This is a genomic window from Paenibacillus sp. FSL K6-1217 (genome assembly GCF_045040735.1).
Lineage (GTDB): Bacteria > Bacillota > Bacilli > Paenibacillales > Paenibacillaceae > Paenibacillus_AQ.
This window is the reverse complement of record NZ_CP150271.1, coordinates 4534415-4557590: the sequence shown is the minus strand read 5'-3', so window position 1 is coordinate 4557590 and position 23176 is coordinate 4534415. Positions and strand designations below refer to the sequence as shown.

Sequence of the window (23176 nt, the reverse complement as noted above, 5' to 3'; positions counted from 1 at the left end):
GTCCTCTACTGTCCGTTGCTCCTGTTAACCAAGGATAGGCAGTGCTTTATGAGAAACTTCTGGAGTGAACGGTGCGTACAGTGGCCTCTCCCTCCGGTGGAGCAGAAAAGCGCCAAACTTTGGTGAATTGTATTTACGCGGCCCCTTCCTTTACAATAGACATGACGGAACTTCTGCCTGGGCTGCGGCCGGGAGGCAAGAACGGGAAGAACCAGTACTGAGTAAGGAGACAGAATATGCTTCAGAAGATTAAAAAGATTGACGGCGTCATCCTGGTGATTCTTGTACTGCTGATGGTGGTCAGCATTTTCTCCATATACAGTGTGACCCACGGGCGCGACAGGCTGGACGGCTCGCACATTAAGATGATCAAATTCTATATCATGGGCTTCATCGCCTTTATCGGGCTGACGTTCCTGGATTATCGCCTGCTTGTAAAATATGCGCTGTATGTGTACGTCACGGGGATAGGCATTCTGGTGCTGGTCAGTTTTGTCGGCACTGAGCAGAATGGTGCACAAGGATGGATCAAGTTCGGCTCAAGCTTCAGTCTTCAGCCGGCCGAGCTGTTCAAGCTGATTCTGATTCTGTTCCTGGCGGCTGTGCTTGTCCGCAAGAATAAGAATAAGCTGTTGTTCTGGCGTGATGTGGTCCCGCTGGGCTTATTCAGTCTCCTGCCGTTTGTCATCGTGATCAGCCAGAATGACCTTGGGAATGCGCTCTCTTACATCGTTATTCTGATCGGTCTTCTGTGGATCGGCAATATCAAATTCACCCATGCGCTGATCGGGCTGCTGGTGATAGGCGGCTCTGCGGCAGCTGGAATTATGAGCTATATTCATTATCACGATGAAATTAAGGATTTCCTGACAGATATCAAACGCTCGCACTGGATCGAGCGCTTCGATCCATGGCTGGTGCCGGATAAGGCGACGGCCAAAGCGATCTACCATACAAAGAACGCCAAAATGGCTATCGCCTCCGGCGGAATGAGCGGTGAAGGCTATATGACGGGAAGCTCGGTGCAGACCGACCGTGTGCCATACACCTATTCGGACTCTATTTTTGTACAGATTGCGGAGGAGTACGGCTTTGTCGGGTCGGCGCTGGTGCTGCTGCTGTACTTTATCCTCATTCACCGGATGATTCTCATTGCACTGGAGTGCAAGGACAGGGGCGGGCCGTTCCTGATCGTCGGGGTGGTGGCGATGCTGCTGTACCAGATCTTCGAGAATATCGGGGCCTTCCTCGGCCTGATGCCGCTGACGGGGATTACGCTGCCGTTCATCAGCTTCGGGGGGACCTCACTGCTGATCAATATGGCGAGCATAGGGCTTGTAATGAGCGTGCGTCTGCATGGCCAGGAGGTGGAGGAGGATCTGCCGAGTCATGCGCTGTATTCTTCCGCTGCCCCTGCCAAGAGAAGCTGACCTGTTAAGAATAGCTTTATCAATACCGGAATTCTTCGTTTACGAAGGGTTCCGGTATTTTTTTAAAAGATAAGAATTTATATGCTTCGCGCTATCGTTATCCTTATCTTTCTCGCTGAAACGGTACCGTCCTTACAAAGGACGGCAATGCCGTTTCCACTTGTGCAATAGGATGATAAGGAAGGCCGCTCGGGTGAAGTGGATCAGCTATGCAGAATTAGAAAATTTGAATAAAAGCTCCCAGTTGCATTACAATGGAAATTAGTGGATTGCAGCCTGGGCTTGTTACAGCGGGCGTATTCTTAATCCGGAGAGGGCAAGGGGTTATTCCTTATGTTGCAGAGAATCAAAAGAATAGACGGCAGCATTGTGCTTATTTTGATTGTGCTGATGGGAATCAGTATCTTCTCCATTTATAGCGTAACTCACGGAAGAGAACGCCTGGACGGCATGCATATGAATATGCTTAAGTATTATGCGGTGGGCTTTGTTGCGTTCGCCCTGCTTACCCTGTTCGATTACCGCCTCTTGGTCCGTTACGGGCTGTATATTTATATCCTTGGAATTGGCATTCTGGTGCTGGTCAGCTTCATCGGCAAGGTGAAGAACGGCGCGCAGGGCTGGATTGGCATCGGGGAACTCAGTATTCAGCCGGCGGAGCTGTTTAAGCTGGTTCTGATTATTTTTCTGACCACCGTGCTTGTCCGCAAAAATAAAATCCGGCTCCAGTTCTGGCGCGATGTCGTGCCGCTGGGTCTGATTGCATTGCTGCCGTGTGCGATGGTCATCGTCCAGAATGATCTGGGCAATGCGCTCAGTTATCTCGTCATCCTGCTTGGCCTGCTATGGGTGGGCCATATCAGATTCTCGCATGCGCTGATCGGTCTCGTTATCGCGGGCGGGGCGATTCTGGGCTTCATCCTGTGCTATATCCATTATCACGAACAGACGGTTGATTTCATTGAGAAAACGCTGGGCCGGGATCATTTCGTCAGACGTTTCGATCCTTGGCTGGTGCCCGAGCTGGCCAGCAGCACTGCGAGTTATCAGACCAAAAATGCCCAGACGGCCATTGGTTCCGGCGGGCTGGACGGAGAAGGTTATCTGCAGGGGAGCTCAGTACAGAGCAACCGTGTGCCGTATCTGTATTCGGAATCGATTTTTGTGCAGATTGGGGAAGAGTTCGGCTTCCTGGGCGCAGCGGCTCTGCTGATGCTCTTTTTTATCCTGATCCACAGATTAATTGTGATTGCGCTGGAATGCAGAGACCGCGGCGGGCCGCTCCTGATTGTCGGGATCGTGGCGATGCTGCTCTATCAGATTCTGGAGAATATCGGGGCCATGATCGGGCTGATGCCGCTGACGGGGATTACCCTGCCGTTCATCAGCTACGGCGGGACCTCGCTGCTGATTAATATGGCCTGTATGGGGATAGCGATGAGCGTACGGCTCTACGGGCAGGATGCGGAGGATGATCTCCCGCTGCCGCAGCCGGGCCACTCTCTTTTGCCCAAAAGCTAGGCATCCGCCCTCCCTACTTCATTAATCATAGATTACTAGGTTTGCAGTCTCTCATTCCTGGACATACTGGGAACATAAGAGGTTCAGAGGGAGAGGGGCTGCGGAAGATGGAGAATGATAAGCTGGAGCAAGGGGATTCCTTGCGGATTACTTTTAAGTATACTGCCATTTTAATTTGTTTTTTTATGATTCTGATGATGGCCTGGGAAGGGCAAAAAAGCGATGCCGCTGTAGCGGAGGTATCGATCCCGCAGGAGTCGATCCGCCTGCGTATTCTGGCCAATTCGGATGGTACCGGGGATCAGCTGGTCAAGCGCCAGATTCGTGACCGCGTGGTGGAACAGATCAACCAGTGGGTGGCCGGGCTGGAAGATCCGCAGAGTCTGGAACAGGCCCGCGCCCTGATACGCAATCATCTGCCGGAGCTGAATGAGCTGGTGGGCAGAGAGCTTGCGCAGCGGGGGATTGAATACGGCTATCAGGTGGAGCTGGGCACGGTTCCTTTTCCAACCAAAATGTATGGCGGCCGGGTCTACCCTGCCGGAGAATACGAGGCTGTGCGGGTCACGCTTGGAGCAGGCAAAGGGCAGAACTGGTGGTGTGTGCTGTTCCCGCCGCTCTGCTTCATCGATGCGGGGACAGGGGATGCGGCTGCGGAACCGGCTGCTGCAGCAGGAGCTAAGGATGCGGTTAAGGTCTCGGCCAAGGCGGCGGGAGACGGTGCGAAGGTGAAGGCTGCGGATGGAACAGCACAAGGGGCAGCCTCTAGTCTCTCAGATTCCGCTAACAAGGAAGGAAACACAGGTGATCAGGCTGAGGCACCAAAGGTGAAGTTCTTCGTATGGGAGCTGCTGAAGAATATTTGGAGCTGGATCTGCGGGCTGTTCGCCTGAATGTCCCTGTGAAGCATGGCGTAAGCGCAGTATAGATTCTACAGTTTTCGCGTCGGATATGGTACGATGATTGCAGAACTTGAGCAGAAGCGGCTCCGCCTGATGGGGCCGTTTTTGGTCGTATAGTAAACTATAGATTCCTCCTGTTGTGGACAAGCTGCCTAAAACCGAATGCAATAAGCTGGCACAGGGCCTTATGGACCAAATGTATGTGAAAAACAGTATACATTGTGCTGGCATAGGAGGCGAATGCCCGAATGTATGTGAAAAACAGCATACATTATGCTGGCGTGAAGGAGTATGGCCCAAATGTATGCCAAAAACAGCATACATTGACTACCATGCAGGCGTATGGACCAAATGTATGTGAAAAACAGTATACATTGTGCTGGCGTGAAGGTAATCCTAGTCATCCGTTAGGATGACTTTGTGCAAAGATAAGAATTTATATGCTTCGCGCTATAATAAAGGACGGCAAGGCCGTTTCCACTTGCGTAATAATTCAATCAGAAAGCTAGTGATGTTAGATGACAGAAGATAAGCATTCACCGTTCGCGGCCCAGCGCCGCAGCGGTCATATAGAGTCGACCTTGTACTGGAGCCTGGATGCCGGCAAGGAAGGGACGGATGGCGGCACGGGGAATTCTGCCGGGTTGCCGGTGAGCGGGAGCGACCTCGGCCAGATCTCGGAAGCGGCAGCGCTGCTGCGGAGCGGGGAGACGGTGGCCTTTCCGACGGAGACGGTGTACGGGCTGGGCGCGGATGCGCGGAATACCGCAGCGGTAGAAGCGGTGTTCGCAGCCAAAGGCCGTCCCTCGGATAACCCGCTGATCGTGCATATTGCCCGGCGGGAGGATCTTGACCGCCTGGTGACAGAGGTGCATCCGGTGGCCTCGGCGCTGATCGGCGCCTTCTGGCCCGGCCCGCTGACGCTGGTGCTGCCGGTCCGTCCCGGCGTTCTCTCGCCGCTGGTCACGGCAGGCCTGGATACGGTCGGCGTGCGCATGCCGGATCATCCGGTAGCGCTGGCGCTGCTGCGCGCGGCGGATTGTCCGGTGGCCGCGCCCAGCGCCAACCGCTCCGGGCGGCCGAGTCCGACGCTGGCCGCCCATGTGCTGGAAGACCTCGCCGGATATATCGGCGGGGTTCTGGACGGCGGCGCGGCCGGGGTCGGCCTGGAGTCGACCGTGGTACAGGTGCAGCCGGACGGGACGGTAGCGGTGCTCCGTCCCGGGGGCATCACCGCCGAGCAGCTCGCGGCGGTGACGGGCACTGCTGCGGCCGCGGCGAAGCCGGCCGCCGGGGCGGACACGCCTGCCGGTGCATCCGGCGGCGGGTCCGTGCCTGTGCCGCCGGCAGCTGCGCCCGGCGGCGGCGAAGCCGGCGCTGCATCGCAGGCGGCCGCAGGCGACAGCCCGGCGCCGCGCGCGCCGGGCATGAAGTACACGCACTATGCCCCGCGCGGCGCGCTTGGCATAGTGCGCGGCTCCTCCGCGCAGCGCGTGGCGGAGACCGCCGCGGGGCTGCTGCGGGCGGCGCAGCGGGCGGGCGAGATCACGGGCCTGCTCCTCTTCGAGGAGCATAGGGCCCTGTATCCCGCCGACCCGGCCGCCTGCACGGTGTCTCTCGGCTCGCTCGCCTCGCCGGAGGAGGCCGCCCGCTTCCTGTATGCTGCCTTGCGGCGTTTCGATGAAGCGGGGGCAACGTACATCCTGGCCGAGGCCTGCCCGGTCACGGGCCTCGGCGCAGCCATCATGAACCGGCTGATGAAAGCCGCCGGAGAAACGGTGATCGACGCAGACTAACGCCGAATTATTATCCCCCCATTCATTCCCGGTGCGACCCCCTTATCCCGGAGTCCTCCATATAAAATCAGTACTTGTCGTAGTCTTGCTCTTTATTTCGCTTTTTCTCTCGGCCAGAAGAAGCTGGAGCGGTCTTCTAGGGTCAGGACCCACTCCGCAAAGGTAGCTGGCGGCATGTTGCGAAGACTCGTATGCATTCTGCGATTGTTGTAAAAGTCCATGTACCGGTCCACCGCTTCATAGGCCTCTTCGAACGTGTCGAAGGCCTCTTTGCGGAACAAATCCCGATCGATATTACTGTGGAACGATTCAATAAAAGCATTTAAATCCGGCGTTCGAGGCGGAATGCGTTCATGGGTCATTTCCCAGCTTTCACACATGTCGCCAAACAGATGGCTGACGAACTGGGGGCCGTTGTCGGTGCGGATCACCGGGCGCGCGCTGCCAGGGGCGCAGTGTTGCTCCATGGCGCGTCCCAGCGTCTGGCAGGCGTGCTTGGCCTCACACGACGATCCGCGGTGATAACCGACGATGACCCGGGTAAACACATCGATAATGCTCAGAACGAAGAAATGCCGGTCCCGTCCTGCCACATATCCGTATTTAATGTCCATCTGCCAGAGCTGGCCCGGGCCGGTAATGACTCGGTTCTCCGGCAACTTCCGGGGATGCTTAAAGCGCTTCTGACGCTGGGGCTGCAGGATCTCCAGCGCCTGACATAGCCGGTAGCTTTTCTTGTGATTGAGCCTCAGCTGGTGCTGGTTCCACAAGCACTTGGCCAGCAGCTTGTACCCGTACACGTGCTCTTCTCCAGCGACCAGTTCCAGGAGCATTTCCTGGATCTGCTCGTCGCTAATCTTCTCTCCCGATTCGGTCAGAGAGTAGCCGGGTACGGGTCTTCCGCGCCCCTGGAGTACGGCCTGTGCATCCTGTGACTTGCGTTTCTTACGGTCGTAGTACGTGGACTCTGCGAGCCCGATGAGACGTAGTACCAACGCTGCGGAATATCCCTGCTTAATGAACATCTCGGCTACCTCGATTTTTTCGGATAAGCAGGGGTGGGCTTTTTTAGCAGTTCACGCAGAATCTCAATCTCTAACTCCTTTTCACCGAGCATCTTCACCGCCTTCTCATATTTCTGCTCGACCTCTACCAGGCGCTTCAGTTCCTCTACCTGCTCCTGGGGGTACGGATGATCTTGTTCTCCATGGGCTTCCCGGTAATCCCTCACCCACTGATTCACCGTGGACGGAGTCACCCCATACTTTCGGGCAACCACCGCCGCCTTAATGCCAGATAACACCTCTTGCGCTGCCTTCTCTCTTGTTCCCGTTAGGTGTCCCATAGTGTTCATCCTCCTCCTGTATCTAGTCTACATTTTTGTGGGGGAGGACTCCAACTTCATTAGGGGGCTGTGGAGTTCCTGATGGCCTTGCGGACCGTAATGCTGTTATTTTCGCATTTAGTCCATTTTTCCAGGCCTAACGGACTGTAATCGCGCTTATTTTCTCTCCGTCAGCTCATTTTTGGGTGGAAGTCAGCGGATAAGCGCAGGGGAGTCCGCTAGCCCGCGCAAAAGTGGTTTTTCTCGAAAATAACAGCTTCTCAGTCCGTGATAAGCCAGAATATCCAGTCCCTGCCATCTACCTCACAGTCATGAATACCATCTTGTCCGCATATCGTGGTTGTACAAGAACTTACGGACTCAGGGTGGAGGGTTATTCATGGGCTTGGGCGGAATATATGAGGGCTGGGGCCAGATTGTAACAGTGGCCATTATGGCGGTGGCGCTGGGGATGGATGCATTCTCGCTGGGCGTGGGTATCGGAATGAGGGGCATCCGTCTGCTGCATGTGCTGCAGCTCAGCCTGCTGATCGCTTTTTTTCATGTGCTGATGCCGCTGCTGGGCCTGTTCACAGGCAGCTATGTCGGCCATTTGCTGGGACAGGTTACCACCTATGCCGCCGGAGGCCTGCTGGTTCTGCTGGGCGGACATATGGTGTTCAATTCCTTCCGCCGGGACGACGGGGGCGGCAGCAGCAGGCAGATGGATCACCGGACGGCCCTGGGCATGCTGCTGATCTCGCTCAGTGTAAGCGTGGATTCTTTCTCGGTCGGGGTTTCACTCGGGATGTTTGTGAATAGTATTATTCTAACCGTGCTGGCCTTCGGTGCCTGCGGCGGTGTCATGTCCATTACAGGATTGCTGCTGGGCCGGCGGGTGAGCCGCAGCCTGGGGGAATACGGGGAAGCGCTGGGCGGGGCCATTCTGCTTGCGTTTGGTTTGCTGTTCATCTTTTGATACAATAACGGGTAACACCAAATGATTCAAAGGCTGTACCAACCGAAATTATAATACTTACCGGAGGTGGAAAGGTTGCTGCATATTTTATTTGTCTGCACAGGTAATACCTGCCGCAGTCCCATGGCCGAAGGGCTTCTGCGGAAGCTTGCGAAGGAGCGGGGCATTCATGTGGAGGTGCGGTCTGCCGGAGTTTCTGCTGTTCCGGGTACTTCCATATCCAGACATGCCGCCGGCATTCTGCAGGATGAAGGGATTCAGGACCGCATCGTATCCTCACAGCTGGACGGAGAGGCGGTGGCCTGGGCCGATCTGATCCTTACCCTGACAGGAGCGCACAAGCGGCACCTGCTGCAATATTTTCCTGACGCGGTTACGAAGACCCATACCCTTAAGGAGTATGTCCAGACGCAGGAATCCGTGGACGCCGATATCCGGGAGCTGGACAGCTTGTATGCGGAGGCGGAGCTGAACCTGTCTCTTGGCACAGAGCCGGATGCAGCGGCTATGCAGCGGATGATTGAGATCCGCCAGCGTATCCCCAGCTTCGATATCAGTGATCCGTTCGGCGGCTCGCGCGAAGATTACGAGCTGGCGGCTGCCGAGATCCGCACCGCACTGTACGGTTTGCTCGATAAGCTTGAATCGCTAAGACGGCTGTGAAGTGGTTGATTTTTTGCCGCCAATCCCTTAAGATGTAATAAATATGATCCGGTTCCGGTGTAACTGGCGACGAGTGTGGATGAAACCACGATGGAGCACCTGGAATAAACGGCCGGTCGCCTGGGCAAAAGAGCACATCCGCAGTTCAACCTGCGGACTGCTCTTTTTTGTTTAAAAGTTGCATCTCCATTGAAATCAGAAACGGTTGAAGGGGGCGGTAAGATGGAGGAAGTCCTGAAGCAAAAGTCAGGGGAGGATCGCTTATCCGGTATGCCGGCGGCAGAGCAGGTGACGGACAGCGGAGAGCTTTCGCTCTCCGCAGCCGCTGCTGCGGTAACGCGTGAACTTGCAGTAGCAGGCAAGCTCGGTCCGGGGAAGCTACTGGTCGTCGGTGCCAGCACCAGCGAAGTGGCGGGGAAGCGGATTGGGACAGGCGGTGCGCTGGAGGTTGCGCGGCAGCTGCTGGAGGGGATCACGCAGATTGCGGATGAATTCGGGTTTCACCCGGTCTACCAGTGCTGCGAGCATTTGAACCGTTCGCTGGTGCTGGAACGCGCTTTGCTGGAATCTCTTGGCCTCAGGGAGGTGTCGGCTGTGCCCATTCCGGGAGCCGGAGGCTCCATGGCTGCCGCGGCTTACCAGTCCATGACAGACCCTGTGCTGGCAGAGACCATTGAAGCGCATGCCGGTATTGATATCGGAGAGACGCTGATCGGTATGCATCTGCGCCGGATTGCCGTACCTTACCGCCCGAGCCTGCGGTATATCGGGGCAGCCCGGGTTAATGCCGCATGGAGCAGACCGCCGCTGATCGGCGGGGAGCGGGCCGTGTACCGCACACCTGAGACAAGCGGCTCCGCGAATTGTGACTGAAGTGAAGAGGGTTTAACTAACACCACATAAATCAGAGTTACAGGGAGGAAATTAGAAACATGGAACAATTGCGTAAAAGTGACCCGGCAGTACTGGAAGCGATGGGCCTCGAACTGAGCCGCCAGCGTGCGAACATTGAACTTATTGCCTCAGAGAATATCGTAAGTGAAGCTGTCATGGAAGCTATGGGCTCTGTGCTTACGAACAAATACGCCGAGGGTTATCCCGGCAAGCGTTACTATGGCGGCTGTGAAGATGTAGATATCGTAGAGAACCTGGCCCGCGACCGTGCCAAGGAACTGTTCGGTGCCGAGCATGCCAACGTGCAGCCGCATTCCGGCGCACAGGCTAACATGGCCGTATATCTTGCCGCCCTCAGCCCTGGCGATACCGTGCTGGGTATGAATCTGGCGCATGGCGGCCATCTGACCCACGGCAGCCCGGTGAATGCTTCCGGTATTCTGTATAACTTCGTGGCTTATGGGGTACAGGAGGATTCGTTCCTGATCGATTATGATGAAGTGCGCAAGGCCGCCTTCAAGCACCGTCCCAAAATGATCGTTGCCGGTGCGAGCGCGTATCCGCGTACGATTGATTTTGCCGCACTCGGTTCGATTGCGAATGATGTGGGCGCGCTGTTCATGGTTGATATGGCCCATATTGCCGGTCTGGTGGCTGCCGGACTTCACCCGAATCCGGTTCCGCATGCCCACTTCGTCACGACAACTACGCACAAAACCCTGCGCGGTCCCCGCGGCGGGATGATTCTGTGCAGACAGCCATGGGCTGCCGCAATTGATAAAGCAGTCTTCCCGGGTTCCCAGGGCGGACCTCTGATGCATGTGATTGCGTCCAAGGCCGTATCTTTCGGTGAGGCGCTGCAGCCTTCCTTCAAGACTTACGCCGAGAACGTAGTCAAGAATGCCAAGGTGCTGGCGGAGACCCTTGTCGGCGCTGGCATTAACATCGTATCCGGCGGAACCGATAACCATCTGATCCTCCTTGATACCCGCAACCTGAACATCACCGGCAAGGACGCCGAGAAGGTGCTGGATTCCATCGGAATTACAGTCAACAAGAACGCGATTCCGTTCGACCCGACCAGCCCGTTCGTAACCAGCGGTATCCGTATCGGTACACCGGCTGTGACGTCACGCGGAATGGATGAGCAGGCCATGGTTACCATCGGCCGGATTATTGCCAATGTCCTGAAGAATCCGAAGGATGAGGCGAACCTGACCCAGGCAGCAAGCGAGGTAGCGAAGCTGACCGAACAATATCCGATTTACCCGGGATTGCAGTATTAAGCTCCATCCCTCTACCATCGCCTTTGCGTATCCGGTTCCGCCGGGTTTACGCAAAGGCTTTTTTAAATATAAAATGTATATGTTTCACGCTACACATTATCCTTCTATTTCTCGCCGAAACGGTACCGTCCTTTAAAAGGGCGGTAAAGTCGTTTCCACTTGTTTGCTGTTACATAATGTTCACAACTACATGCGAAGAAAACGCCATGAATTATACTGAAAAATCCATGAAAGTTCATGGAACTTTCATTAAAAGTGGTGAAAGAACTGTGAATAGTATTAAAAGCGCTTAATCGTACAAACTAAGTTTTGTTTTATATCCAGAGGGGTGGCTGTATTCCCTTAAGCTTCCATGGGCTGGGAATTTCAAGGGAGCTGGAGAACGGGCAGATTCGTCCTTCTGTAGGTGAAAAGCAGTCCGGGTGATGATATAATAGATAGGATTTAGCCACTTGAGAGGCAAAGCGCTTACTCTGGCTATAAATAAGACTTACAATTACCGGAGGGACAACATGGGAAAATTGGTGATTTGCGATCATCCATTGATTCAGCACAAATTGACATTCATTCGCGATGTGCGGACCAACACAAAAGAGTTCAGGGAGCATGTCGATGAAGTAGCAACACTTATGGCTTATGAGATTACTCGTGACATTCCGCTGGAGACCATTACGGTGCAGACGCCGGTGGCCGAGACACAGAGCAAAGTGATTTCGGGAAGAATGCTGGGCCTGATTCCGATTCTGCGCGCCGGTCTGGGGATGCTCGAAGGGGTTCTGAAGCTGCTTCCTGCAGCCAAGGTAGGGCATGTAGGCCTGTTCCGCGATCCGGATACACTGCAGCCGGTAGAGTACTACATCAAGCTGCCTACAGATGTGCAGGAGCGTGAGCTGATCGTAATTGATCCTATGCTGGCGACAGGCGGCTCGGCGATTGCAGCGATTACCTCGCTTAAGAACCGCGGATGTACCCAGATCAAGATGATGAACCTGATTGCTGCCCCGGAAGGCGTTGCTGCTGTACAAGCCGCTCATCCGGATGTAGACATCTATGTTGCCGCGCTGGATGATCATCTGAATGAGCATGGTTATATTATTCCGGGTCTCGGAGATGCCGGGGACAGACTGTACGGAACCAAGTAATATAGAACAAACATTTTTCAGAAGAGAGGGTTAGGGGTTATGTCCAAAATTAAAGTAATGACGATTTTCGGAGTGCGCCCCGAGGCGATCAAGATGGCGCCTTTGGTTCTGGAGTTGAACAAGCACCCTGAACAGATTGAATCTATTGTCTGCGTAACTGCGCAGCACAGGGAGCTGCTGGATCAGGTGCTGGAGGTGTTCAAGATTACCCCGGATTATGATCTGGACGTAATGAAGGACCGCCAGACGCTGAATGAGATTACCATCCGGGTGCTGGAAGGCCTGGAGCCGGTGCTCCGTGAAGTAAAGCCGGACCTGGTGCTTGTACACGGCGATACCCTGACCACTTTCCTGGCCAGCTATGCGTCTTTCCTGCAGCAAATTCAGGTTGGACATGTGGAAGCAGGTCTTCGGACATGGAACAAGCTTTCGCCTTATCCGGAAGAAATGAACCGCCAGCTGACAGGTGTGCTTGCCGATCTGCATTTTGCTCCGACCCACTGGTCAGCGGGCAACCTGAGACACGAGAACAAAAAAGAATCAAGTATTTATATCACAGGCAACACTGTAACTGATGTGTTTCAATATACCGTACAGCCGGACTACCGGCATCCGGTCCTTGATTTTGCTTCAGGAAAAAGACTTATTTTGATGACGGCGCACCGCAGAGAATCCCAAGGCGAACCGCACCGTCATATTTTCCGTGCAGTCAAAAGAATCGCTGATGAATTCGAAGATGTAGCCATTGTGTATCCCGTGCACCCGAGTCCTGCAGTGAAGGAACCGGCCCATGAGATCCTCGGCGGACACCCGAGAATCAAGCTGATTGATCCGCTGGATGTCGTTGACCTGCATAACTTTTATCCGCATACCCACCTGATTTTGACCGATTCCGGCGGCCTGCAGGAGGAAGCTCCCTCCTTTGGAGTTCCTGTGCTTGTGCTGCGTGATACGACCGAGCGCCCGGAAGGGATCGAAGCCGGAACATTGGAGCTTGTGGGCACGGACGAGGAGAAGGTGTATCAACGGACACATGCTCTTTTGACCGATCAGAACCTGTATCAGTCCATGAGCCGGGCCGCCAACCCGTATGGAGACGGCAAAGCCTCCGAGAGAATTGTCAATGCGATTTTGCACCATTTCGGAGCAGTTGAAGAACGTCCGGAAGAATTTCACACAATGTTCACAAATGATGATTTAGGTAACGACAACTAATATACTAAAGTTAATAAAAGCAGCATACAGTGAAACTGTACGGTTTATATGGTTTTGGCATGTTTTGCTGTGATTATTTTCATGTTTTCATGCGCTTTTGAGCAATTTTCTGTGAATTGACAAAGAGTCTGGATATTCAGTAAAATTAGTTGGGATTGTAGCCTATGAAGGAATCAAAGAAGGAGCCCGGACTGGCGCGGACAGCTCTGGTACTCGGGGGTGCAGGCACTTTGCTTGCCGCTTACATTGTAATAGGTTTTTTTGTGGCAAAGTGGCTGCGTAATCTGATGGACGGACCTGCTTCCTGGCTGGCCATCGGAACAATTGCCGGGTTGATTCTCGGAGTTGTGAATGTGGCTCTGCTAATCAAAAATTTTCTGGGGGAGCAAAATGGATAATATGACTCCCGTAATCAATATCGTCACCAGGGTGACCGTAATCATTATGGCAGGGTTGGTAATGGGCTGGGCTCTCCATCATGAGACCCGCGCAGTTACTCTGGGCATGACACTCGGCTTGCTGGCAGGACTGGTTAACTTCCGTTATCTTGCCCTTAAGGTCAGAAGAGTGACAGAATCGGTGGCGAAGCAAGAAAAGAGTTCCTTCAGCCTTGGTTTTGCTACAAGAATCAGTTTTGCAATTCTGGTTACTATGTTTTCTGTCAAATATGAGCATTTCTCGCTGGAGGCAACGATTGCCGGCCTGTTCATCCCCCAGCTTCTGGCTATTCCCGTGGGGATATATCTAGGAATCAAGAATAAGCTGTAGCCATATTAAAGAGAAAGGGGGATGATACTATGCACGAAATGCCTTTAATCTATGTTGGCGGAATACCGATTGACCTGTCTGCTGTGCTGATGCTGGTAATCAGCTCGGTAATTGTGTTCGTACTGGTCATGCTGTCCGTCCGCAACCTGTCGGTTGAGAATCCGTCCAAGCTTCAGAATTTCATGGAATGGGTTGTCGAATTTGTACAGGGACTGATCAGCAGCGCCATGGATCTGAAGAAGGGAAAACCTTACATATCACTGGGATTGACGCTGATACTATTTATCTTCGTCTCCAATCTCCTTGGTCTGCCGTTTTCCGTCATTACAGAAGCCCATGGGCCGGTTACAGTCTTCGGACATGTTATCGAAGCAACCAAGAACCTGGCCGATGGCGCACATGCGGAGATTCTGTGGTACAAATCGCCGACTGCAGACATCAACGTAACCGCTGGACTTGCAATCGTTGTGTTTGTACTCATGAACTATCTGGGCATCAAGCTGAACGGCAAGCATTATTTCAAGCACTATATTGAGCCGTTTCCAATTTTCCTGCCGCTGAACATTATTGAGAACCTGGCGAAGCCTGTGGCGCTTGCCATCCGTCTATTTGCCAACATTTTTGCCGGCGAGGTTCTGATTACCGTTATTCTGAAGCTGGGAATACTCAGTATTCCGTTCTTGGCCGTCTGGCAGGGCTTCAGTATCTTTGTCGGGGCGCTTCAGGCCTTTATCTTTACGATTCTGACGATGGTCTACATCGCACAGATGACGATCCATGAGGAAGAAGCGCATTAATAAGCTGCCGTGAGGAAAGCGGCAGGTGCCGGAATACTTCGCGGGAGATTTTATATTATTAAGCAATTACAAAAAGAACCGAAATTAAAGGAGGATATTTACAAATGGAATTTTTGGCAGCAGCAATCGCGGTTGGTTTGGGCGCACTCGGCGCAGGTCTGGGTAACGGTATGATCGTCAGTAAAACGGTGGAATCTATCGCCCGTCAGCCGGAAGCACGTAACGCACTGCAGACAACAATGTTTATCGGTGTAGGTATCGTAGAAGTTATTCCTTTGGCCGCTACAGTTATTGCGTTCCTGATCATGTTTACTTAATAAACCGTTTTTACGGTTTGGCGGGGAGGGCAAGTGCCATCCGCGCCTTACTTTTGTATATGTCCGCAAGCCGCGGTAACGGAAGGGAGTGACCTCAGTGGATATCGTTTGGACCAATATAGTATTTTCTATTGCTGCATTTGCGATTCTATACTTCCTGCTCAGCAAGTTTGCCTTCAGCAAGCTGTTTGGAATTATGGAGACACGGCGCGAAATGGTGCTGCAGCAAATGGATGAAGCAGCTAAGACCAGAGAGCAGGCGGTCGCTTATGTAGAAGAGCAGAAGCAGGCCCTGCAGCAGGCGCGTCAAGAGGCACAGGCTATCATTCAGCAGTCTCAGGCTACCAGCAACAATCAGGTTGACAAGATTCTTGAGCAGGCCCACGTGGAAGCGAGCCGTCTGAAAGACGAAGCGGTCCGTGACATTGAGAACGAGAAGAACAAAGCGGTGGAAGCGCTGCGCAGCGAGCTGGGTACAGCTTCGGTACGCATTGCCTCGAAGCTGCTTGAGAAGGAAGTTGCAGCTGACGGCGAGCAGGAACAGCTTGTTGATCAATACCTCAAAGAGGTAGGAGGCCGATCATGAGCCGCGATACGGTAGTTGCCAAACGCTATGCCAAAGCCTTGTACAGTGCTGCAGTGGATGAGAACATTACGCTTGAAGTGGAAGCCCAGCTTAAAATGGTTGTCGAAGTGCTTCATGATGATGCAGAGGTGAAACGGTTTATCCTGGCACCGCGCATCTCGCAGTCCGACAAGCTGAATGTGCTGCGCGGGGCACTGCAGGGTAAAGTCTCGCAGGCGGTAATGAACATGGTAGAACTGCTGGTAGAGCGGGGCAGAACCGATATTTTCGCAGAATTGCTGGCTACGTACATCAAAATAGAAGGGGACGCCCTCGGCATCGGCGATGCTACGGTCTACTCCGCCTATTCCCTGAGTCAGGAAGAACAGGATACTGTAGCTGCTGAATTCAGCCAGCTAACAAACCGGAAGATCCGTGTAACCAATGTGGTAGATAAGAGCCTGCTCGGAGGACTGAAAGTGGTCATCGGTGATACGCTGTATGACGGGAGTCTGGCCGGTAAGCTTACGCGTCTTGAGAAATCCTTTAATGATAAGCAAAGAAGATAGGGGTGAGGATATTGGGCATCAGACCTGAAGAGATCAGCACTTTGATCAAAAGTCAAATTGAGCAATATAAAGCCGATATCGAAGTGGCCGAAATTGGCACCGTCATTCAAGTCGGCGACGGTATCGCCCGTGTCTACGGTCTGGAAAACGCAATGGCAGGGGAACTGCTGGAGTTCTCCAACGGTGTAGTAGGCATGGCGCTTAACCTGGAAGAAAGCAACGTCGGTGTTGTTATTCTGGGTGAATACACAGCGATCCGTGAAGGCGATCAAGTGAAACGTACAGGACAGATCATGCAGGTTCCGGTGGGCGAAGCCATGCTGGGCCGCGTAGTCAACGCACTGGGCCAGCCGCTTGACGGCAAAGGTCCAATCGCTACTACGGAATTCCGTCCAGTAGAACATAATGCACCGGGGGTTATCGACCGTAAGTCGGTACACGAACCGATGCAGACAGGACTCAAAGCTATTGATGCCATGGTACCAATCGGCCGTGGGCAACGCGAGCTGATCATTGGTGACCGTCAGACGGGTAAGACTGCGATCGCGATTGATGCGATCATCAACCAGAAGGGCAACGGGATGAAGTGTATCTATGTTGCTATCGGACAAAAACAATCTACTGTAGCACAGGTAGTAGAAACCCTCCGCCGTCATGGCGCGCTGGATTACACTATCGTGGTAACCGCGTCGGCTTCCGAGCCTTCTCCGCTGCTCTATATTGCTCCGTACGCAGGCTGCGCTATGGGCGAATACTTCATGTACAAGGGCGAGCATGTGCTTGTCATCTATGATGACCTTTCCAAGCAGGCTTCGGCTTACCGCGAATTGTCGCTGCTGCTCCGCCGTCCACCGGGCCGTGAAGCCTTCCCTGGTGACGTATTCTACCTGCACTCCCGTCTGCTGGAACGTGCGGCCAAGCTTAGCGATGCGCTTGGTGGTGGTTCATTAACCGCCTTGCCGTTCATCGAAACACAGGCTTCTGACGTATCGGCTTACATTCCTACGAACGTAATTTCGATTACCGACGGCCAAATCTTCCTTGAATCCGATCTGTTCAACTCCGGCCAGCGTCCGGCGATCAACGTCGGTATCTCCGTATCCCGTGTAGGGGGTTCCGCACAGATCAAGGCCATGAAGAAGGTTGCAGGTTCCCTGCGTCTGGATCTGGCCCAATACCGTGAGCTTCAAGCCTTCTCCCAATTCGGGTCCGACCTGGATAAATCTACTCAAGCCCGTCTGAACCGCGGTGCGCGTATGATGGAGATTCTGAAGCAGGGTGTCAATCAGCCGCTTACCGTTGAGCATCAGGTACTCAGTCTGTACACCGCTGTTAAGGGACACCTGGATGATATTCCTGTCAAGGACGTTAAGCGTTTCGAGAAGGAATTCCTGGCCTTTATCGAAAGCAGTGCAACCGAAATCCTGAAATCCATCGCGGATACCAAGGATCTCACCGCAGACAACGAGGCTGCGCTCAAGGAAGCCATCGAGAAATTCAAAAGAGGCTTTGCTACAAGCTAATATATAGAAATTACAGTTTATGCTTACGAAGTCAGCTTTGATTACGTCAAAGCTCAGCTTATGCTTACGAAGTTAGCTTTGGCTATGCCAAAGCTCTAAGGTGGTGAAATCATGGCAAGAAGCATGCGCGATATTAAACGTCAAATTAAGAGCGTTCAGAACACCAGACAGATCACCAAAGCGATGGAGATGGTCGCTGCGTCCAAGCTGCGCAAGGCGCAGGAGAAGGCAGAAGCAGCCCGTCCGTATTCCGAGAAGCTTAAAGAGGTCGTCTCGAGTATTGCTGCCGGTACGCAGGATATCCAGCACCCGATGCTGGTCAGCCGGCCTGTCAAAAAAACAGGTTATTTGATCATCACCTCGGACAGAGGTCTTGCCGGCGGCTACAATGCCAACATTTTGCGTAAAGTAACGATGCTGATCGCAGAACGGCATAAGTCCAAGGATGAGTATGCGCTGTTTGTGATCGGACGCAAAGGCCGCGACTTTTTGCGGCGCCGTGAATATCCCATTGTAGAAGAAATCACCGAGCTGTCCGATACCCCGAAATTCGCCGACATCAAGTCGATTGCCTATTCGGCGGTCAACCAGTTCGAGACAGGCGTCTACGATGAGCTGTACATCTGCTACAACCAGTTTGTCAATGCGATCAGCCAGATACCGACTGTAGACAAACTTCTGCCTATGGAAGGCGTCGGGGAAGGCGAACATCACGGAGCAGCGGCTGCCTATGAATACGAGCCTTCACCAGCAGGCGTACTGGAAGTTCTGCTTCCGAAGTATGCCGAGACTTTAATCTATGGTGCTCTCCTGAACGGCAAGGCCAGTGAGCTGGGAGCTAAGATGACAGCGATGGGCAGTGCAACGAAGAACGCGTCAAAAATGATCGGAGAACTTAGGCTTACGTACAACCGTGCCCGTCAGGCGGCCATTACGCAAGAAATTACCGAGATCGTGGCTGGTGCGAACGCGCAGTCTTAATACACATGTAACAGCTTTCGAGGAGGGAAATGAAGATGAACAAAGGACGCGTTGTGAGCATTATGGGTCCGGTTGTCGATATTGAATTTGAACGCGGCCAGCTGCCTGAGATATTCAACGCCATCAAAATTGTTGCGAGCCTCAGCGATGGCCGCAGCATGGATCTGACTCTTGAAGTTTCCAATCATCTTGGAGATAACCTGGTGCGTTGTATCGCCATGTCCTCTACTGATGGACTGGTTCGCGGGATTGACGCTATTGACCAGGGAGCGCCGATCTCGGTTCCTGTCGGTGAAGCAACACTGGGCCGCGTATTTAACGTACTGGGAAATCCGATCGATAACGGTGCTGAAGTGGTGGCTGCAAGAAACCCGATTCACCGTCTGGCTCCTACCTTTGATGAGTTGTCAACTCAGGCAGAGGTTCTGGAGACCGGAATTAAGGTTATCGACTTGCTGGCCCCTTATGCCAAGGGCGGTAAAATCGGCCTGTTCGGCGGTGCCGGCGTAGGTAAAACGGTAACTATCCAGGAATTGATCAACAACATCGCACAGGAGCACGGCGGGATCTCCGTATTCGCAGGCGTTGGCGAGCGGACACGTGAAGGGAATGACCTCTACCACGAAATGACCGATTCCGGCGTTATCAAAAAAACGGCGATGGTCTTCGGACAAATGAATGAGCCTCCGGGCGCGCGTCTGCGCGTAGCACTGACCGGTCTGACCATGGCGGAATATTTCCGTGATGTGGAAGGCCGCGATACGCTGCTCTTTATCGATAACATCTTCCGCTTCACCCAGGCGGGTTCCGAAGTATCGGCCCTGCTCGGCCGCATGCCGTCTGCGGTAGGTTACCAGCCTACTCTGGCTACAGAAATGGGTCAGCTGCAGGAACGGATTACGTCCACGAAGAAAGGTTCTGTTACTTCCATCCAGGCGATCTACGTGCCTGCGGATGACTATACTGACCCTGCACCGGCTACGGCGTTTGCCCACTTGGATGCAACAACCAACCTGGAGCGTAAAATCTCTGAAAAAGGGATTTTCCCTGCGGTTGACCCGCTGGCTTCCAGCTCGCGGATGCTGGCCCCGGAAATCGTCGGCGAAGAGCACTATAACGTGGCACAAGGCGTTAAGCAGCTGCTGCAGCGTTATACCGAGCTTCAGGATATCATTGCCATCCTGGGTATGGATGAGCTGAGTGAAGAGGATAAGGTCATTGTGGCCCGTGCCCGTAAGGTTGAGCGCTTCCTGTCCCAGCCGTTCCACGTAGCCGAGCAGTTCACCGGCTTCAAAGGCAAATATGTGCCGATCAAAGAGACCGTGCGCAGCTTCAAGGAAATTCTGGAAGGCAAGCACGATGATCTTCCGGAAGTGGCGTTCCTGTTCGTAGGCACGATTGAAGAAGCCGTGGAAAAAGCGAAAACGTTGTAACCCTAAGCATGCTTATGCTGGGGGATCGGGCTTTATTCTGTAAAGCTTTGAGGAGGAATGGAAGTGAATACCTTTTTGCTCGAAATAGTTACTCCGGAGCATCTGGTCTACTCCAAGCAAGTGAACAGTCTGACGGTACGCGGCGTGAACGGTGAGCTGGGGATTCTCCCGGGACATATTCCGCTCGTAACCCCGCTTCAGGTTGCTCCGCTTAGCGTTAAGGCGGACGGCGTTACAGTCTCCATCGCTGTGCATGGCGGTTTCGTTGAAGTGCACAAAGATAAAGTAACGGTGCTGGCTGAAAGTGCTGAGCTGCCCCGGGATATTGATGTGGAGCGCGCTGAAGCGGCTAAGGAACGGGCTGAGCGCCGCCTGAAGCTGCAAAGCAAGCAGGATGAGATCGATCACCGCCGTGCGGAGCTGGCCTTGCAGCGTGCTGTAACGCGGATCAAAGTTTCGACCGGTAAAGGACAACAGTAGCAGATAAGCGGTCAAGCCCTGAGCTTGACTGCTTTTTTTGAAATATAAGAAATTATATGTTTCACACCATAATTTATCCTTCTATTTCTCGCTGAAACGGTACCGTCCTTTAAAAGGACGGCAAAGCCGTTTCTACTTGCTAGGTTAGAAAATATTGCTTCCGGGAGCCCTAGCCCCACTTTGCTGGAGGGGATTTGACTGGCGCGAATCTAGCAGAATATGAAGATACCGTAAACAGATCTGCTTTTAAAGGACGAATTGTTTAAAATTTCGTAAAAGTACTGGATTCTTTTCCCCTGCACAAGTATGATATAAGAGTCGATTTCCGAGTACCTAACACAGGGGGCTAATATGAACACACGTTTATCCGCTGAGTTGTCGGGTGCGATCGGCACCAGCAATATGATTTCGATGGTTGTCTCTTTGATCTGCGTTGCATTATCCTGGTGGGCACTTCAGAACCTTAAGCTGGAATTGGTCATAAGATATCCCAAGAGCCCGCAGGGCAGACTGCTGCACCTGCTCTTGGCGATTGTCCTGGGTCACTTCGTCGCCGGGTTCCTGCTTGATTACCTGAGCTGGAGCGGACTTACCGTACGGATGTTTTAACGGCAGCAGCTTTGGTTATATCTGTATAGGCCAGAGTAGTGAAAAAAGTGTCGAATAATAAGGTTTTATTATGTCAACACTGAAGTTAAGCAAGGAATCTGCACCTCAGACGCAATGACGGAATATTCAATATCTTAACAAACGAATTTTAACCTCAAAAATTAATTTCAGAAATAATGGACGCGGAGGGAAACCGAAATGAGCAAATTTATCGTCCGCGGTGGCAACAGATTGACCGGGAGCGTGAAAGTTAGCGGCGCAAAAAATTCCGTACTACCGATCATAGCCGCCTCTCTATTGGCAGAAGAAGGAGTTAGCGTCATTGTGGACGCACCTCCGTTAGACGATGTAATGACGATTAATAAGGTATTGGAATCTCTGGGTGCAGGTATTACATACCAGAACGATGTGATTGAAGTGGATGCGACACGGATTACCTCCTGTGAAGCGCCATATGAATGGGTACGCAAAATGCGGGCTTCTTTCCTGGTGATGGGCCCACTCTTGTCCCGTATGGGGCATACTCGTATTTCACTGCCTGGCGGTTGTGCCATTGGAACAAGGCCGATTGACCAGCACTTGAAGGGTTTTGAAGCGCTTGGAGCCGAGATCAGTCTGGGCCAGGGCTACATTGATGCGAAAAGTAACGGACGACTGCGCGGAGCCAAGATCTATCTGGATGTGGCCAGCGTAGGTGCGACCGAAAATATAATGATGGCTGCCGCGCTTGCCGAAGGCACCACAGTGATTGAGAATGCCGCCAAGGAGCCGGAGATTGTGGACCTTGCGAATTACCTGAACGGGATGGGCGGCATTGTGCGCGGAGCCGGAACCGGAGTGATCCGGATTGAAGGCGTGGAGCGCATGCACGGCGTAAGACATCATGTCATTCCTGACCGGATCGAGGCTGGAACCTACATGGCAGCAGCAGCGATCACAGGCGGCGATGTGTATGTAGAGGGTGCCATTGCCGACCATCTGGGTCCGGTGATTGCTAAGATGGAGGAAATGGGAATTACGATTATCCCGGATGAGAACGGAGTCCGTGTCATCAGCGACAAGCCGCTGAAGGCTGTGGATCTCAAGACATTACCTTACCCGGGATTCCCGACAGATATGCAGTCACAGATGATGGCACTGCTGCTTCGCTCGGAAGGAACCAGCGTAGTGACCGAGACCGTCTTCGAGAACCGGTTCATGCATGTGGATGAATTCCACAATATGAACGCGGAGATTAAGATTGAAGGCCGCTCTGCGATTGTAACCGGCAATGCCAGCCTGGTTGGCGCTAAGGTATGTGCTACCGACCTGCGTGCAGGTGCAGCACTTATTTTGGCGGGACTTGTGGCCGAAGGCACCACGGAGGTTAGCGGAACACATCATATTGACCGCGGATACGTACATCTGGCTGAGAAGCTGTCAGGACTCGGTGCGGACATATGGCGTATTTCCATGGAAGAGTCGGCTGCTCCGGCTGCGAAGGAAGAAGTTCTCAAGCCTGAACCGGCCAGAATCGAATCCTCCAAAGCCGAAGAAATCAGACCCCGTTTCCAGATTCAGCCTTCTTGGGTATAATAGCTATTCTTAAATGTAAAGGGACCAGCCGCTTAGCGGCTGGTCCCTTTTTTGAAAGATAAGAATTTATATGTTTTGGGGTCCCCGCAAAGTACCTGAGTCATCATCTAAGCTAAAGCCCCACTTTGTGGGGTTATTTTGGGGTATTCCGCAACTCTCTTTCTCTCAAAATCCCGTTCTAGCAGGTGCCGCAAATTCATATCTATAAGAATCACCGGTGCTTACGGAAGGAGCCATAGAGATGAAAGAGTTAACGAACCTGCGGCGCATCCTGAAGCGTCCGCGCCGTTACGCGCGCGCGCGGCGCGGCGCGTCTCCGCTGCGGCGGCTGGCCCCCGCCGCCTGGCTGGCAGCGCCCCTGCTGGCGGCGCTGCTGCTGCCGCTGGCTGTTGTCCCGCAGCGCGGGG

At 53.3% G+C, this 23176-nt stretch carries 24 protein-coding genes and 1 riboswitch; of the genes, 22 read left to right on the top strand and 2 right to left on the bottom strand.

The annotated features are described in order from the left end of the window. Positions 1–236 precede the first annotated feature (236 nt). The 4 genes from MHH28_RS20105 to MHH28_RS20090 all read left to right on the top strand — a co-directional run bounded on the left by MHH28_RS20105 (position 237) and on the right by MHH28_RS20090 (position 5649). Complete coding sequence (locus tag MHH28_RS20105) at positions 237–1430, top strand: FtsW/RodA/SpoVE family cell cycle protein (RefSeq protein ID WP_405104876.1); 1194 nt, start codon at positions 237–239, stop codon at positions 1428–1430. A 333-nt stretch (positions 1431–1763) separates the two neighbouring features. Continuing rightward, complete coding sequence (locus tag MHH28_RS20100) at positions 1764–2951, top strand: FtsW/RodA/SpoVE family cell cycle protein (RefSeq protein WP_405104874.1); 1188 nt, start codon at positions 1764–1766, stop codon at positions 2949–2951. 107 nt (positions 2952–3058) lie between these two features. Then, positions 3059–3844: a stage II sporulation protein R gene (gene spoIIR / locus MHH28_RS20095; protein ID WP_405104872.1), complete on the top strand. Its 786-nt coding sequence runs from the start codon at positions 3059–3061 to the stop codon at positions 3842–3844. Between the two features lie 527 nt (positions 3845–4371). Then, complete coding sequence (locus MHH28_RS20090) at positions 4372–5649, top strand: L-threonylcarbamoyladenylate synthase (protein WP_405104870.1); 1278 nt, start codon at positions 4372–4374, stop codon at positions 5647–5649. A 92-nt stretch (positions 5650–5741) separates the two neighbouring features. Here the strand turns inward: MHH28_RS20090 and MHH28_RS20085 are convergent, their stop codons facing one another. Then, complete coding sequence (locus MHH28_RS20085; protein ID WP_405104868.1) at positions 5742–6674, bottom strand: IS3 family transposase; 933 nt, start codon at positions 6672–6674, stop codon at positions 5742–5744. 5 nt (positions 6675–6679) lie between these two features. After that, complete coding sequence (locus MHH28_RS20080) at positions 6680–6994, bottom strand: helix-turn-helix domain-containing protein (protein WP_340750738.1); 315 nt, start codon at positions 6992–6994, stop codon at positions 6680–6682. Positions 6995–7373: 379 nt separating this feature from the next. Here MHH28_RS20080 and MHH28_RS20075 point away from each other — a divergent pair, with 379 nt between their 5' ends. The 18 genes from MHH28_RS20075 to murA all read left to right on the top strand — a co-directional run bounded on the left by MHH28_RS20075 (position 7374) and on the right by murA (position 22769). Further along, complete coding sequence (locus MHH28_RS20075) at positions 7374–7952, top strand: manganese efflux pump MntP family protein (protein WP_405104863.1); 579 nt, start codon at positions 7374–7376, stop codon at positions 7950–7952. Between the two features lie 75 nt (positions 7953–8027). Beyond that, positions 8028–8615, top strand: coding sequence for a low molecular weight protein arginine phosphatase (locus MHH28_RS20070; RefSeq protein WP_405104861.1), 588 nt, complete (start codon positions 8028–8030; stop codon positions 8613–8615). A gap of 49 nt (positions 8616–8664) precedes the next feature. Continuing rightward, positions 8665–8748, top strand: a riboswitch (ZMP/ZTP riboswitch). Between the two features lie 155 nt (positions 8749–8903). Then, a complete protein-coding gene (locus MHH28_RS20065; protein WP_405117188.1) occupies positions 8904–9488 on the top strand; it encodes a TIGR01440 family protein in 585 nt (194 codons plus the stop codon). Between the two features lie 59 nt (positions 9489–9547). Further along, positions 9548–10795, top strand: coding sequence for a serine hydroxymethyltransferase (gene glyA, locus MHH28_RS20060; RefSeq protein ID WP_405104859.1), 1248 nt, complete (start codon positions 9548–9550; stop codon positions 10793–10795). A 512-nt stretch (positions 10796–11307) separates the two neighbouring features. After that, entirely contained in the window at positions 11308–11937 is a 630-nt protein-coding gene (upp, locus tag MHH28_RS20055; protein WP_405104857.1) for a uracil phosphoribosyltransferase, read from the top strand. Between the two features lie 39 nt (positions 11938–11976). Beyond that, entirely contained in the window at positions 11977–13152 is a 1176-nt protein-coding gene (gene wecB / locus MHH28_RS20050; protein WP_405104855.1) for a non-hydrolyzing UDP-N-acetylglucosamine 2-epimerase, read from the top strand. A 164-nt stretch (positions 13153–13316) separates the two neighbouring features. Continuing rightward, the gene (locus tag MHH28_RS20045) at positions 13317–13550 is read left to right on the top strand and encodes an ATPase F0F1 (RefSeq protein WP_405104853.1); all 234 of its coding nucleotides are present in this window, start codon (positions 13317–13319) and stop codon (positions 13548–13550) included. Continuing rightward, positions 13543–13920 carry an ATP synthase subunit I gene (locus MHH28_RS20040; RefSeq protein ID WP_405104851.1) on the top strand — a complete coding sequence of 126 codons (378 nt, stop codon included), beginning with the start codon at positions 13543–13545 and terminating at the stop codon, positions 13918–13920. Before MHH28_RS20045 ends, MHH28_RS20040 begins: the two co-directional genes overlap by 8 nt. Positions 13921–13949: 29 nt before the next feature. Then, positions 13950–14717 carry a F0F1 ATP synthase subunit A gene (gene atpB, locus MHH28_RS20035; protein ID WP_405104849.1) on the top strand — a complete coding sequence of 256 codons (768 nt, stop codon included), beginning with the start codon at positions 13950–13952 and terminating at the stop codon, positions 14715–14717. A gap of 104 nt (positions 14718–14821) precedes the next feature. Then, positions 14822–15034 carry a F0F1 ATP synthase subunit C gene (gene atpE, locus MHH28_RS20030; RefSeq protein ID WP_036699216.1) on the top strand — a complete coding sequence of 71 codons (213 nt, stop codon included), beginning with the start codon at positions 14822–14824 and terminating at the stop codon, positions 15032–15034. A gap of 97 nt (positions 15035–15131) precedes the next feature. Then, entirely contained in the window at positions 15132–15620 is a 489-nt protein-coding gene (atpF, locus tag MHH28_RS20025; protein WP_405104847.1) for a F0F1 ATP synthase subunit B, read from the top strand. Further along, positions 15617–16168, top strand: coding sequence for a F0F1 ATP synthase subunit delta (locus MHH28_RS20020; protein ID WP_405104845.1), 552 nt, complete (start codon positions 15617–15619; stop codon positions 16166–16168). Before atpF ends, MHH28_RS20020 begins: the two co-directional genes overlap by 4 nt. An 11-nt stretch (positions 16169–16179) precedes the next feature. Continuing rightward, positions 16180–17691 (top strand): F0F1 ATP synthase subunit alpha, encoded by a 1512-nt coding sequence (atpA, locus tag MHH28_RS20015; RefSeq protein WP_405104843.1) that lies wholly within the window; start codon positions 16180–16182, stop codon positions 17689–17691. A 111-nt stretch (positions 17692–17802) separates the two neighbouring features. Beyond that, positions 17803–18672 (top strand): ATP synthase F1 subunit gamma, encoded by an 870-nt coding sequence (gene atpG, locus MHH28_RS20010; RefSeq protein WP_405104841.1) that lies wholly within the window; start codon positions 17803–17805, stop codon positions 18670–18672. A 35-nt stretch (positions 18673–18707) separates the two neighbouring features. After that, positions 18708–20105 carry a F0F1 ATP synthase subunit beta gene (atpD, locus tag MHH28_RS20005; protein ID WP_036721719.1) on the top strand — a complete coding sequence of 466 codons (1398 nt, stop codon included), beginning with the start codon at positions 18708–18710 and terminating at the stop codon, positions 20103–20105. A 63-nt stretch (positions 20106–20168) separates the two neighbouring features. After that, positions 20169–20585 carry a F0F1 ATP synthase subunit epsilon gene (locus MHH28_RS20000; protein WP_036699230.1) on the top strand — a complete coding sequence of 139 codons (417 nt, stop codon included), beginning with the start codon at positions 20169–20171 and terminating at the stop codon, positions 20583–20585. 351 nt (positions 20586–20936) lie between these two features. Then, complete coding sequence (locus MHH28_RS19995; protein WP_405104838.1) at positions 20937–21194, top strand: DUF1146 family protein; 258 nt, start codon at positions 20937–20939, stop codon at positions 21192–21194. Between the two features lie 198 nt (positions 21195–21392). After that, positions 21393–22769, top strand: coding sequence for a UDP-N-acetylglucosamine 1-carboxyvinyltransferase (gene murA, locus MHH28_RS19990; RefSeq protein WP_405104837.1), 1377 nt, complete (start codon positions 21393–21395; stop codon positions 22767–22769). Positions 22770–23176 lie beyond the last annotated feature (407 nt).

What these genes read in the sequence shown, in the direction of transcription:
- MHH28_RS20105 (WP_405104876.1), top strand. Translation starts at nt 237, where the DNA reads ATGCTTCAGAAGATTAAAAAGATTGACGGCGTCATCCTGGTGATTCTT.
- MHH28_RS20100 (WP_405104874.1), top strand. Translation starts at nt 1,764, where the DNA reads ATGTTGCAGAGAATCAAAAGAATAGACGGCAGCATTGTGCTTATTTTG.
- spoIIR (WP_405104872.1), top strand. Translation starts at nt 3,059, where the DNA reads ATGGAGAATGATAAGCTGGAGCAAGGGGATTCCTTGCGGATTACTTTT.
- MHH28_RS20090 (WP_405104870.1), top strand. Translation starts at nt 4,372, where the DNA reads ATGACAGAAGATAAGCATTCACCGTTCGCGGCCCAGCGCCGCAGCGGT.
- MHH28_RS20085 (WP_405104868.1), bottom strand. Translation starts at nt 6,674, where the DNA reads ATGTTCATTAAGCAGGGATATTCCGCAGCGTTGGTACTACGTCTCATC.
- MHH28_RS20080 (WP_340750738.1), bottom strand. Translation starts at nt 6,994, where the DNA reads ATGGGACACCTAACGGGAACAAGAGAGAAGGCAGCGCAAGAGGTGTTA.
- MHH28_RS20075 (WP_405104863.1), top strand. Translation starts at nt 7,374, where the DNA reads ATGGGCTTGGGCGGAATATATGAGGGCTGGGGCCAGATTGTAACAGTG.
- glyA (WP_405104859.1), top strand. Translation starts at nt 9,548, where the DNA reads ATGGAACAATTGCGTAAAAGTGACCCGGCAGTACTGGAAGCGATGGGC.
- upp (WP_405104857.1), top strand. Translation starts at nt 11,308, where the DNA reads ATGGGAAAATTGGTGATTTGCGATCATCCATTGATTCAGCACAAATTG.
- wecB (WP_405104855.1), top strand. Translation starts at nt 11,977, where the DNA reads ATGTCCAAAATTAAAGTAATGACGATTTTCGGAGTGCGCCCCGAGGCG.
- MHH28_RS20045 (WP_405104853.1), top strand. Translation starts at nt 13,317, where the DNA reads ATGAAGGAATCAAAGAAGGAGCCCGGACTGGCGCGGACAGCTCTGGTA.
- MHH28_RS20040 (WP_405104851.1), top strand. Translation starts at nt 13,543, where the DNA reads ATGGATAATATGACTCCCGTAATCAATATCGTCACCAGGGTGACCGTA.
- atpB (WP_405104849.1), top strand. Translation starts at nt 13,950, where the DNA reads ATGCACGAAATGCCTTTAATCTATGTTGGCGGAATACCGATTGACCTG.
- atpE (WP_036699216.1), top strand. Translation starts at nt 14,822, where the DNA reads ATGGAATTTTTGGCAGCAGCAATCGCGGTTGGTTTGGGCGCACTCGGC.
- MHH28_RS20020 (WP_405104845.1), top strand. Translation starts at nt 15,617, where the DNA reads ATGAGCCGCGATACGGTAGTTGCCAAACGCTATGCCAAAGCCTTGTAC.
- atpG (WP_405104841.1), top strand. Translation starts at nt 17,803, where the DNA reads ATGGCAAGAAGCATGCGCGATATTAAACGTCAAATTAAGAGCGTTCAG.
- atpD (WP_036721719.1), top strand. Translation starts at nt 18,708, where the DNA reads ATGAACAAAGGACGCGTTGTGAGCATTATGGGTCCGGTTGTCGATATT.
- MHH28_RS19995 (WP_405104838.1), top strand. Translation starts at nt 20,937, where the DNA reads ATGAACACACGTTTATCCGCTGAGTTGTCGGGTGCGATCGGCACCAGC.
- murA (WP_405104837.1), top strand. Translation starts at nt 21,393, where the DNA reads ATGAGCAAATTTATCGTCCGCGGTGGCAACAGATTGACCGGGAGCGTG.